Raw genomic sequence first — 11,737 nt, forward strand, 5'->3', positions numbered from 1 at the left:
CCGGTGTGCGGGCGGGTTGTGGTGCCCGGCGGTGGTGGGCCGGCTCGGCCGGGGTGTGCGCCGGTGCGGTTCGACGCTACCGGGTGGGCCGGGTACGGCCGGAAATGATCGCAGACGGGTGTGGCGGGGTGTGACCCGGGGTGGGGGTTGACCTGGTGGTGCGCGGGGTGCGGCGGTGCGGGTCAGGTGTGCAGGGCGTGGCGCATGGCGCCGAATTTGGTGTCGGCTTCGGCGAGTTCGGCGGCGGGGTCGGAGTCGGCGACGATGCCGCAGCCGGCGAAGAGGCGGGCGTGGGCGCCCTCGAGTTGGGCGCAGCGCAGGGCGATGCCCCATTCGCCGTCGCCGCGGGCGTCGACCCAGCCGACGGGGCCGGCGTAGCGGCCGCGGTCCATGCCTTCGAGTTCGCGGATGAGGGCCATGGCGGTGCCGGTGGGGGTGCCGCAGACGGCGGGGGTGGGGTGGAGGGCGGCGACGACGTCGAGGACGGAGCGGTCGCCGGTGAGGGTGCCGCGGATGGGGGAGGCGAGGTGCAGGAGGTTGGGCAGGCGCAGCAGTTCGGGTTCGGCGGGGACGTGGAGGGTGCTGCAGAGGGGGGCGAGGGCGTCGCGGACCATGTCGGCGGCGTAGCGGTGTTCTTCGCGGTCCTTGGCGGAGCCGGTGAGGCGGGCGGCGCGGGCGGCGTCTTCGGCGGGGTCGGTGGCGCGGGGGGTGGTGCCGGCGAGGACGAGGGATTCGATGTCGCCGCCGGCGCGGCGGATGAGCAGTTCGGGGGTGGCGCCGACCATGCCGTCGCAGGAGAAGGTGTAGCAGCCGGGGAAGCGGTGGGCGAGGCGGTGGAGCAGGACGCGGGCGTCGATGGGGTCGCGGGCGCGGGCGTGCAGGTCGCGGGCGAGGACGACTTTGCCGAGGTGTCCTTGGCGGATGCGGGTGACGGCGGTGGCGACGGCGTTTTTCCAGTCGTCGGGGGAGAGGGCGCCGTCGTTCCAGTGGAGTTCGGTGGGGGGTGCCGGGGGGTGGTGGGGGGTGAGCGGGCCGCCGGAGGGGGTGTGGGGGGTGGCGATGGTGGTGTGCCAGGCGCGGCCGTCGCGGCGGCCGAGGATGTGGCGGGGGACGATGAGGGCGGAGTCGGGGGAGGCGGGGGCGAAGCCGAAGGCGCCGAAGGCGACGGGGCCGGTGCCGGGCAGGGCGACGGGGTCGTCGATGTCGGCGGTGGCGAACAGGTCGCCCAGCAGGCGGGCGGCGGCGGCGAAGCGGTCGTCGCCGGGGGGCAGGGGGATGCGGGTGGCTTCGCCCCAGCCGACGATGCCCTCGCCGTGGCGGATCCAGGCGAGGGCGGTGGGGTGGGGAAGCCGCGCGATGAGGTCGCCGGGGTCGGGGACCGGGACGGTGCGGACGGCCAGTCGGTCCGGTGCGGTCACTGCGAGCTTCACGTGAGCCACTGTACGGGAGATTTGAACCCGTTCAAACAGGCGGGTCGGGGGCGGCGGGTGAGGTGTCGGCCACACCGCGCCCGTCCTGCCCCCTACCTCCGGGCCCGTCCTGCTTCTGTCCCCCGTACCCGCCTCCCTGTACCCGCGTGGACGGCGGTGGCACGCGGCCGCCGGTCCCGCGCGGCCCCGGCCGTTCCCCCGGGCCGCGCTGGGGCGGGGGACGCCGCCGGCCCGGCGCGGGGCGGCGGGGGCGCCGCGTCCCGGGCCGGGCCGGTACGGGGGTGCGGGAGCGGGTCAGGTGGACCGGTCGCGGCCCGTTCCGGCCAGCCGCCAGGCCGCCGGGAGCAGCGCCGCCGCCGCGAGCACCTTGAGGGCGTCGCCGGCCAGGAACGGGGTCAGCCCGAGTTCCACCGCGCGGCCGAGGTCCACGCCCAGGGACGCCATCAGGTAGGGCACGCCGGTCGCGTACATGATGACGGTGCCGATGAGCATGGTCCCGGCGGTGCGCAGCGGGGTGCGGTCGCCGCCGCGGCCGGCGAGGCGGCCCACCACGGCCGCGGCGACGATGAACCCCAGGACGTAGCCGAGGGTGGGGGCGCCCGCGCCGGCCTCGCCGTCGGTGAACCAGGGCACCCCGGCCAGGCCGGCCACCAGGTACAGCGCCATGCCCAGGGCGGCGCGGGCGGGGCCGAGGGCCGCGCCGGCCAGCAGCACCGCGAACGTCTGCCCGGTGACGGGGACGGGGGTGCCGGGCAGCGGGACCGCGATCTGCGCGGCGATGCCGACGAGGACGGCCGAGCCGGTGACGAGCGCGGCGTCGCGGGTCAGGGAACCGGGCAGCAGGTCGCCCAGGACGGCGGGGCGCCGCCGGGCGGGGTGGGCGTGAGCTGCGTGGGCAGTGGCCACTGAACCTCCCATAAAGGTGTTGTCCGGTCGAAACTTAGCGAACGGGCCGGGAGGGGTCGCGGGCGAGGTACACCATGTCGGGTTCGCCGCGGGGGACGGGGACGGGCGCGGCCTCCACGCGGGCGAAGGCGTCGCGCAGCCGCGCCTCGAATCCGGGGGCGGCGCCCGCGCTCCAGACCGCGAGCGTCCCGTGCGGCGTCAGCCGCGAGGCGATGAGGGCGAGTCCGGCGGGTTCGTAGAGGCGGGCGTTGCCGGGGGTGACGGTCCAGTCGGGGCCGTTGTCGATGTCCAGGCACACCGCGTCGAAGCGGCCGGCGGCGGGGTCGGCGAGGGCGTCGAGGAGGTCGGCGCGGCGGACGGTGACGCGGGGGTCCTCGAGGGCGCCGCGCGACCAGGGGCGCAGCAGCGACCGGTGCCAGCCGATCACGGCGGGTTCGCGTTCGACGACGGTGACGTGCGCGACGCCGGGGAGGGTGAGCGCCTCGGCGAGGGAGAACCCGACGCCGAGCCCGCCGATCAGCATCCGGACCGGTGCGGGCAGCCCGTCGGCGGCGGCGCGTACCAGTAGCCGCTCGGACGCGCCGCCGCGGGTGTCCATGAGGAACACGCCGTTGCTGATGATCTCGTAGTGCCCGCCGTCGCGGCGCAGGACGAGCTCGCCCCCGACGCCCGCCGCGCGTTCCAGCACCTCCGCCGTCATGATCCCGACCCTAATCGATGCCCTGCCGGGCCCCGGTCCCGGGACCGGGGCCGGCTCCGGGGGCGCCGCGGGTCAGCGCAGGGCGGCGTGCACGCCCGCCGCGGCCGCCCCGTACGCCAGGTGCGGCACCGCGTCCATGAGCCAGTCCGACGCCGACCACGTGCGGGGATCGGTCAGCCCGAGCACGGTCATCGGCACGCTGGAGCCGGCCATCGCCAGGCCGGTCAGCGCCAGCGCCGCCAGCGGCGGCGGGACCCGGCGGCGTCCCGCCAGCAGCCCGTAGACCAGCGCGGCGCCGGCGCCCGTGGCGTAGCCCAGCAGCGGCCCGAGCCCGGCCCTGCGGTTGGCGGCCTCCTGGCCGGGGCCGAGCCCGACGCCGGCGGCCGCGGCGATCCGCTCCACGCTCTGTTCGGGCGTGGAACTGGCGGGACGGGCCCGGATCGCCATGTCCAGGTACGTCACCACGTTCAGGGCGCCGGTTCCGGCGGCGCCGGCCACCAGCCCGCGAGTCACTGTGTCCATGTCCCGCCGCTACCCCGAACGCGGCCCGGCATCCCCGGGCCGGGCCGGGTCACAGCAGCGACAGCTGGTGCGGGCCGTCCGGACCGTCCCGGCCCGGGCGCCCCGGGCCGCCGCCGGCCGGGCCGCGCGGGGCCGTCCGGTGGCGCGCGCCCGCGCCGACGCCGTGGCGTGCGGCCAGCTCCCGGACCCGCCCGGCGATTTCCCGCCGGTAGCGTTCCGGGGCGTAGGCGCCGCCCCGGTACAGCCGCGCGTACGGGGCGACCAGGTCCGGGTGGTGCTCGCGCAGCCACCCCAGAAACCATTCGCGGGCGCCGGGCCGCAGGTGCAGCACGATCGGGGTCACCGACGTCGCGCCCGCGGCGGCGATCTCCCGCACCGCCGCGTCCAGCTGCGCGGGGGAGTCCGACAGGTAGGGGATGACCGGGCCCATGAGCACCGAGCAGCCGATGCCGGCCTCGTTCAGCGCCGCGCACACCTCCAGCCGCCGCCGCGGCGCGGGGGCGCCCGGCTCGGCGAGCCGGGCCAGAGCGGGGTCGGGCGAGCCGACCGACACGGCCGTGTCCACCCGGGTGCGGGCGGCGGCGTCGGCCAGCAGCGGCAGGTCACGCAGGATCAGCGTGCCCTTGGTCAGGATCGAGAACGGGTTGGCCGCGTCCGCCAGCGCCGTGATGATGCCCGGCATCAGCCGGTAGCGGCCCTCGGCGCGCTGGTAGCAGTCGACGTTGGTGCCCATCGCGACCGGCTCGCCGCGCCACCGGGGCGCGGCCAGTTCGGCCCGGACGCGCTCGGGGGCGTTGACCTTCACCACGATCCGGGAGTCGAAGTCGGCGCCGGCGTCCAGGTCCAGGTACTCGTGGGTGCGGCGGGCGAAGCAGTACGTGCAGGCGTGCGAGCAGCCCCGGTAGGGGTTGATCGTCCAGCGGAACGGCACCCGCGCCGCGTCCGGGACCCGGTTGATGACGGTGCGGGCCCGCACCTCGTAGAACGTCATGCCGCCGAACCCGGGCGTGTCGAACGTGCGCGTCACCGCGCGGCGCTCGATCAGCGGCGCGTCCGGCCGTTCCCGCTCCTCGTCGCCGATGATCCGCAGATGGTCCCAGCGCACACCGCACCCCCGTCCTCGTCCCGGCCCGCCGTGTCGTTCATGTCGCCGTGTCGTTCGTGTGTGCGCGGTGCCGTTGTGGCCGGTCAGGGCGCCCCGCACCCCGCCAGAATGGAACACATGTTCGAAGATTGCAACATCTCTGCAGGTCATGACCAGCGTTTTGGACGCACCATGACAACGAGCGGGTAACAATGGGTCGCTATGTCATGGCTGAACAGAACCCGGATGACCGCCGGCGCGTCGGTACTGGCGGCGACGGCGCTCGCCGGCGTCGCCCTGACCGCGCTCGGCCCCGGCGGCGGCGCCGGCGGCGACCGGTCGCCCGCCGTGAACGCCACCGCCCCGGCCGAATGCCCCCACCTCGCCGCGCCCGGCGGCGAGGAGGGCCGCGAGCTGCGCGGCATGTGGATCTCCACCGTCGGGAACATCGACTGGCCCAAGGACCCCGGCGCGTCCGCCGCCGAGCAGAAGGAGCAGTACACCCGGCTCCTCGACCGGGCCGCCGAGATGAACATGAACGCCGTGTTCGTCCAGATCCGCCCGAACTCCGATGCGTTCTACGACTCGCCGCACGAACCGTGGTCCCAGTGGATCACCGGCGAGCCCGGCAAGGACCCCGGCTACGACGTCCTGCAGTTCCTGCTCGACGAGGCCCACGCCCGCAACCTGGAGTTCCACGCCTGGTTCAACCCCTACCGCGTCAGCCGCCAGACCGACCTGAAAAAGCTCGCGCCCGGCAGCCCCGCCCGCGAGAACCCCGAATGGGTCCGCGAGTACGGCGACGGGCTCTGGTACGACCCCGGCATCCCGCAGGTCCGCGAGCTGGTCACCACCTCCGTCCTGGACGTGGTGAACAAGTACGACATCGACGCCGTCCACTTCGACGACTACTTCTACCCCTATCCCGAGAGCGGCGACTTCCCCGACGACGCCTCCTACCGCGACCACGGCGACGGCCAGGACCGCGACGACTGGCGCCGCGACAACGTCAACACCCTCGTGCGGGACCTGTCCGGCGACATCCACGACGCCAAGCCGTGGGTGCAGTTCGGCATCAGCCCCTTCGGCGTGTGGCGCAACGCCAACACCGACCCCGCCGGATCCGACACCCGCGCCCTGCAGAGCTACGACGACATCTACGCCGACACCCGCACCTGGATCGAGGAAGGCTGGATCGACTACGTCACCCCCCAGCTGTACTGGCCGATCGGGGACCCCGCCGCCGACTACGCCGAACTCGTCGGCTGGTGGTCCGAGCAGGTCGAAGGCACCGACGTCCGCCTGTACATCGGGCAGGGCGCCTACCGCGTCGGACAGGGCGGCGCCTGGGACGACCCCGCCGAGCTGAGCCGCCACCTGACCCTCAACGACAAGCACCCCCAGGTGGACGGCGACGTCTACTTCAGCGCCTCGTCCCTCATGGACAACACCGACGGGTTCGCCACCCGCCTGCGCGAGGAGCACTACCAGCGGCCCGCCATCCCGCCCGTCGTCCAACCCCACGGCGACGACGCCGACGAGGAGGAGACCGCGCCCGCGCCCGCGCGCGGCGTCACCGCCCGGCCCCACGCCGAGGGCCTCGAAGTCCGCTGGGAGCCCTCGCCCGACGCCGCCTCCCACGCGGTGTACCGCGTGGACGGCCGGGGCGGCGAATGCGCCGAAGTCGACCCCGACCGGCTCATCGCCGACGTCCGCGGCGGCGGGATCATCGACCCCGGCGCCGAACCCGGCCGCACCTACACCTACTACGTCACCGCCGTCGACCGGTACCACCGCGAGAGCCCGCCCGCGCGCGGCGCGACGGCCACCGCACCGGAAGGATAATGATCATGATCTGTGGGGAGGAACCAGTCACGTGACCGGCCCCCCGGAGGTACGAGCATGGCGCTGTCGATGGAGGAGCGGCGGATCCTCACCCAGATCGAGGTCCGCCTGAGCGAGGACGACCCGCGGCTGGCCCATCGGCTCGCACGGCTGGGCGACCGCCGTCCCGGCCGCGGCCGCCGCATCCGCCTGATCGCGGCCGCGACCGCCGCCGTCCTGGCCGTCATCGCCGCGATCGCGACCGGTTTCGCCGCCGCCATCACCTGACAGAACCACCACCCGCGAGCACCCCGTGCACGCACGACGAGAAAAGCGCCGTGGCCCCGGCGGGACCGGAATCCCGCCGGGGCCACGGCGTGAAAGCCGGTGTGGTGGTCGCCTCGCGGCGAAAGGCACAACGAAGCTCCGGACCCGGACCGCGAAGGGACCGGCGGTATTCCTCGAAGGCGATGGGTAGAGCCCGGGGGACACATGCCACACCGACGCCACCCACCATAACGGCACCACGGCACTGCTCATTCCACCCACCCCCGGGACCGGCGTGTCACCGCCCCCGCGGGCCCCGCCCCCGGCCCTCCTCGCGTCACCGCCCACCTCACCGCGCGGTGACGGTCGCGTGCACGGGTGCACCGCACCCGCACCGCCTGCGTCCATGAAAGAGAACCACCGGAACCGGACAGCCGGGCCGGGCGCCGCACGAGGATGAGGAGAGCGACCAGTGGACACACCGGGGGACACCACCGACACCGCAGACGACACCGCAGACGCCCAGGACCGCGCGGACGCCCCCACCGGCGGCACCACCGCCGCCTGGGAACTGCCCGCACAGCCCCGCGCCGCCGCCGCGGCGCGCGCCCTGACCGCCCGCATCTTGCACGACTGGCGGGTCGCCGACCCCGACGACGCCGACGACATCGTCCTCATCGTCGACGAACTGGTCACCAACGCCGTCCTGCACGGCGCCGCCCCGATCCGGCTCCGCCTGCGCCTGCACGGCCGCAGCCTCACCGGCGAGGTCACCGACGCCCGCCCCGCCGGCCCCCCGCCCGCCCCCGCGGGCGTCCCCGTCTCGAACGAGGCCGGACGCGGGCTGATGCTCGTCGCCGCCCTGTCCACCCGGTACGGCACCCGCCCGCACCGCCCGCCCCACGGGCCCGCAGGCAAGACCATCTGGTTCAGCCGCCTGCTCAACCCCGGCGACGGCCACCGGCCCGCCACCGCCCGCCCCTGACCCGCCCCGAACCCGCAGCCCCGAACCCGCAGCCCCGAACCCGCCCGCGCCGCACCCGCAGCCCCACGCAACCCCTCGACGCACCCGTCGAGCCGACGCGAGCCCGTCCCGTCAGGGGCGCCCGGCCGGCCGCAGCGGGCAGCGCTCCACCGCCGCACCGACCGCGGGCGGCCGATCCAGACGCCACTCCACATGCGCCGGCGGCACGCCGGGCGAGCCGCAACCGGCCCGCCCGGACACCGGCGGCCCCCGCGCGGCGGAACCGGCCTGCGAACGCGGCGGGCGCGGCGGCACGGCAGGCCGCCGGGCCGGGACCGCGACCGGGTCAGCGGCCCGACAGCTCCTCCGCCAGGCCCGCGAAATCCGCCGCCGTCAGCGACAGCGTCCCCTCATCGATCGCCTGCGTCTCCTCCGCGCTGCCCAGCCGCCGCGTCGCCGCCCGGTCCAGGTACGCCTCGATCAGCCGCGCGCCCGTCAGCCGGCCCCGCGGCCGCAGCCCGCCGATCTCCCGGTCGACCACCGCCCACGCGTCCGCGCCCAGCCGCAGATCACGCTCCTGCGCCAGCAGCCCCACCAGCGCCGCACGCGCCGCCGGCTCGGCCAGATCCGGCAGCCGCACCGCACGCAGATCGGTCACCAGCTCCGGTGACGCCGCCGACAGCTCACCGACCCGGTCCGGGCCGCACGTGCCCAGCAGCGCCGTGTCGTTCACGCCCTCCAGCCTCGTCCGGTACAGGACCGTCGCGTACGCCGGGCCCTGCGCCTCGTCCAGGATCAGCGAGTCCAGCCCGTCCAGCAGCAGGACGTGCCCGGCGTGCTCCTCCAGCGCCGCACGCAACCCCTCCGGGCCGCGCTCGCGCAGGTCCTCGCCGTGCACCGAGCGCACCTCGCCGCTGGAGGCCTCCACCTCCGCCAGCGCCCGCGCGACCATGCGCGCCAGCCGCCGCTGCCCGCTCGAGGGCCCGCCGATCAGCAGCAGCGCCGGCGCCGACGCGCTCGACACCTCCTGCCCGCGCAGCCGCCGCGCCCACTTGCCGCGGCGCCGCACCTCGGTGACGACCCGCTCGATGTCGTCGGCGCCGCACAGGAACCGGATCCCGTACGCCTCGGCGATCTGCGCGCCCTGGTCGGGGGCGGGCGCCGGCGGCAGCGGGGGCGGCGGCGCGGGCACCGGCGCGGGCGGCGGCGGCAGCTCGGCCCGCGGCTCCCGGTCGCCCTCGTGCGCCCAGTCCGGGACCGGCGGCGGCGGAGGACCGCCCGCCGCGGCGGGCCCCGTCCCGTCGGCCGCGCCGCCGTGCGGCGCCGGCGGGGACGCCGCGCCCGGCCACGCCGGCCCGGGGTCGAGCTGAGTGCGGTACCCGCCGGAGTCCAGCTGGGTGCGCGGCTCGGCCGGCCACCGCGGCTCGGGAACGCCGGGCGCTGCGGGCGCCGCCGCCGACGGGTCGGCCTGCGGCCACGCCGGCGGTCCCGGTGGAGCCGGCGCCGCGGGCCCCGGATCCGCGCCGTCCGGGGCAGCGGGGGCCGCCTCCGGCGCCGGAACGGGCGGGACGGGCGGCGGCACCGGCGCCGCCACCGGTGCGGGCGCCGGTGCGGGGGAGACCGGCGGTGCCGCCGGGGGCTCGACCGGCGCGGCCGCCGGCGGCGGCCCCGGCGGATCCCGCTGCGGCTCCGGGACGGGCGCCACCGGCTCGTCCCCGCCCGTCGCGGCGCGCTCGGCCGCCATGTGCGCGCGGGCCGCCTTGATGATGTCCCACGCCGACAGCTCGTCGGTCGAGGGCGGGCTGTGCATCGCCGGGGACGTCAGCTCCGCCGCCGCCGCCTGCGGCACCGCGAACCCCGTCGCCGGCGGATGCACCTGCGCCAGCCGGCACCAGGTCAGCCCGAGCGTGTAGGTGGTCGCCAGCAGCGAGGCCAGCGCGTCGGCGTCGTCGGTGCGCAGCGCGTCGGGCAGGCGCCCGTCCCGCGGCCACAGCGCCCGCCCCGGATGCGCCGGGTCGGTCAGGACGGCCTGCGCCGTGCGGGCGCCGTCGGGGTCCAGCCACCGCTGCAGCGCCGGCAGCGCCCCCGGCGCGGCCTGCAGGTCGGCGGCCAGCACCGCCACCCCGGCGCGGCGCACCTCGTCATGGGCGCGGCCCTGCACGCCCGCCCGCCGCGGGCCGGTGATCTGCGCCACGACCTGCTGCAGGTCGTACAGGGCCAGCCGCAGGAACTCCCCGGGCGAGGTGTCGCGGACCATCGGGGTCGCGTACTCGGCCGGGCAGCGGCGCCGCCACTCCTGCAGGATCGCCTCCGGCCCGTACCGCACGGTCGCCATATCCTGGTTCACCATCCGCAGCGACGCCGCCGTCACCGCCGCCAGCGCGTCCGCGCCCGGGCGGAACCGCGGATCGGCCTGCAGACCCGCCGCGACCTCGTACATCACCCGCGCGATGTGCGCGGCGCCGCCGCCGTCGCCCGCCCCGAGCCGGTGCACGTAGTAGCCGGCCAGCGTGCCGAAGTCCGGCGGCATCATCCAGTGCAGCCGCTCGGCCGGGGTCGTCAGGAACGGGATGAACGACTCGATCAGCGGATGCTCGGTCAGCACCACCGGCGACCCCGCGCACCACAGCAGCGCGCCCCACGCCGCGGCGATCGTGGACGGCGTCCCCGGCTGGAACATCGGGTCGCGCTGGGCGAACTGCGCCGGGTTCACCGCCAGCGCCGTCGTGATCGCCTGCGAGACGCGGGCGACGACCGAGGTGTCGGGGACCGGCCCCAGGAACCCCAGCGGCGCGACCCGGCCCGCCGCCAGATCCGGGCCGGTCGGGAACAGCTGCGGCGGCACCGGCGGCGTCCCGGCGCCGCGCGGCGCCGGGACCGCGACCGCCCGGTCGGCCGGGTCGGCCGGCGGCGGGCACGGATGCCACGCCCCGTCCAGCCCGCACCGGTACCAGCGGCCCCACGCCCCGTACAGCCACCACTCGCCCGCGCCCCACAGCATCCGCGCGGCGATCTGCGCGGCGCGTTCGGGGGGCTGCGCGGTCTGCCACCACGGGGACGCCACCAGCTCCCGCACGTTGCCCTCGACCGAGGTGAACAGATCCCCGCTCGGTCCGCCTCCGGTTCCGCCGGGCTGCGCCCCGGCCCCCTGCCAGCTCACCCGGCGCATAGTAGTCCTCCCCGGGCGATCCGCCGTCATCGTGGCGTCCCGCCACGACGCCGTCACGCCCGCGCGCCCCCGGGGACGATCACTGACCGTGACGGTCCGGTGGCCGGCGGCACGCGGTCACAGGCGCCCGGTCACGAGGGAGCCGTCACGGGCGAGCCGTCACCGCCGACGGCCCGTCGGCGGGAGGCGACACCTCGCGCAGCGACTCCAGCACCGGCCGCACCTGCGGCGGGATCTCCCGCTTGCCCGTGCCCGCCGGATCGACGAACACGTGCCGCACCTCACCGTCGGCGATGAGCCGCCCCGCCACCCGGAACTCCGGGTGCACCACCAGGCTCGTCACCCCCACGTGCCCCACCGGCATCCGCACGTCCACCAGATCGTCGAACCGCGCGCCCTCCCGGTAGCGGATCCGCGCCTCCGCCACCACCAGGTCGTAGCCGTCCTGCACCATCCGCCCAGGATCGGCGATCAGCTCCCGCCACATCTCCGTCAACGCCACGTCGTAGAAGAACAGGTAATGCCCGTTGAACACCACGCCCTGCTGGTCGCACTCGCTGTAACGGACCCGCAGCCGGTGCGTGAAGATCTCGCCCATGCCGCCCCATCCTGCCGCACACCCCGCGGGCCGCGGCCCGGGCCCGGGACCGGCCGAAGGCGCGGCTGAAGACTCGGCAAAGGTTGCCTCCCGGCAGGGTGCGGGCACGCGATCGGGGCGCCGCGCCGCCGTTAGCGTGCGGGTCATGCCCGACCCGCCCGGCGACCGGCCCGAGGACCCACCGGCAGGCGAGCCCGGCGGCGAACCCCGGAACGAACCCGCCGGGGAGCCCGCCGCCGGGACGCCCCGGCAGACCTCGCCCGAGACGCCCGC

10 protein-coding genes are annotated in these 11,737 nt (G+C 76.5%); 3 read left to right on the forward strand and 7 right to left on the reverse strand.

Features of this window, described 5'->3' with window-relative positions; genetic code table 11:
* Positions 1 to 182: 182 nt before the first annotated feature.
* From F7P10_RS41655 to F7P10_RS41675, 5 genes are all read right to left on the reverse strand, one after another.
* Positions 183 to 1,430, reverse strand: a complete 1,248-nt coding sequence (locus F7P10_RS41655; RefSeq protein WP_151017676.1) for an isochorismate synthase MenF — start codon at positions 1,428 to 1,430, stop codon at positions 183 to 185.
* A gap of 294 nt (positions 1,431 to 1,724) precedes the next feature.
* Positions 1,725 to 2,336, reverse strand: coding sequence for a biotin transporter BioY (locus F7P10_RS41660; RefSeq protein ID WP_254716298.1), 612 nt, complete (start codon positions 2,334 to 2,336; stop codon positions 1,725 to 1,727).
* Between the two features lie 34 nt (positions 2,337 to 2,370).
* Entirely contained in the window at positions 2,371 to 3,036 is a 666-nt protein-coding gene (locus F7P10_RS41665) for a spermidine synthase (protein ID WP_151017680.1), read from the reverse strand.
* A 72-nt stretch (positions 3,037 to 3,108) separates the two neighbouring features.
* The gene (locus F7P10_RS41670) at positions 3,109 to 3,558 is read right to left on the reverse strand and encodes a hypothetical protein (protein ID WP_151017682.1); all 450 of its coding nucleotides are present in this window, start codon (positions 3,556 to 3,558) and stop codon (positions 3,109 to 3,111) included.
* 49 nt (positions 3,559 to 3,607) lie between these two features.
* Positions 3,608 to 4,663: an Rv2578c family radical SAM protein gene (locus F7P10_RS41675; protein WP_254716299.1), complete on the reverse strand. Its 1,056-nt coding sequence runs from the start codon at positions 4,661 to 4,663 to the stop codon at positions 3,608 to 3,610.
* A 201-nt stretch (positions 4,664 to 4,864) separates the two neighbouring features.
* Here F7P10_RS41675 and F7P10_RS41680 point away from each other — a divergent pair, with 201 nt between their 5' ends.
* The 3 genes from F7P10_RS41680 to F7P10_RS41690 all read left to right on the forward strand — a co-directional run bounded on the left by F7P10_RS41680 (position 4,865) and on the right by F7P10_RS41690 (position 7,718).
* The gene (locus F7P10_RS41680) at positions 4,865 to 6,487 is read left to right on the forward strand and encodes a glycoside hydrolase family 10 protein (RefSeq protein ID WP_151017686.1); all 1,623 of its coding nucleotides are present in this window, start codon (positions 4,865 to 4,867) and stop codon (positions 6,485 to 6,487) included.
* Between the two features lie 57 nt (positions 6,488 to 6,544).
* Entirely contained in the window at positions 6,545 to 6,754 is a 210-nt protein-coding gene (locus F7P10_RS41685; RefSeq protein WP_151017687.1) for a DUF3040 domain-containing protein, read from the forward strand.
* A gap of 451 nt (positions 6,755 to 7,205) precedes the next feature.
* Entirely contained in the window at positions 7,206 to 7,718 is a 513-nt protein-coding gene (locus F7P10_RS41690) for an ATP-binding protein (RefSeq protein ID WP_151017688.1), read from the forward strand.
* Positions 7,719 to 8,043: 325 nt separating this feature from the next.
* Here the strand turns inward: F7P10_RS41690 and F7P10_RS45230 are convergent, their stop codons facing one another.
* Both F7P10_RS45230 and F7P10_RS41700 read right to left on the reverse strand, forming a co-directional pair.
* Positions 8,044 to 10,857: a hypothetical protein gene (locus F7P10_RS45230; protein WP_151017689.1), complete on the reverse strand. Its 2,814-nt coding sequence runs from the start codon at positions 10,855 to 10,857 to the stop codon at positions 8,044 to 8,046.
* Between the two features lie 154 nt (positions 10,858 to 11,011).
* On the reverse strand, positions 11,012 to 11,464 hold the full coding sequence (locus tag F7P10_RS41700; protein WP_176611848.1) for a thioesterase family protein: 453 nt from the start codon (positions 11,462 to 11,464) through the stop codon (positions 11,012 to 11,014).
* Positions 11,465 to 11,737: the final 273 nt, after the last annotated feature.

It is taken from the genome of Actinomadura sp. WMMB 499, assembly GCF_008824145.1.
Taxonomy (GTDB): domain Bacteria; phylum Actinomycetota; class Actinomycetes; order Streptosporangiales; family Streptosporangiaceae; genus Spirillospora.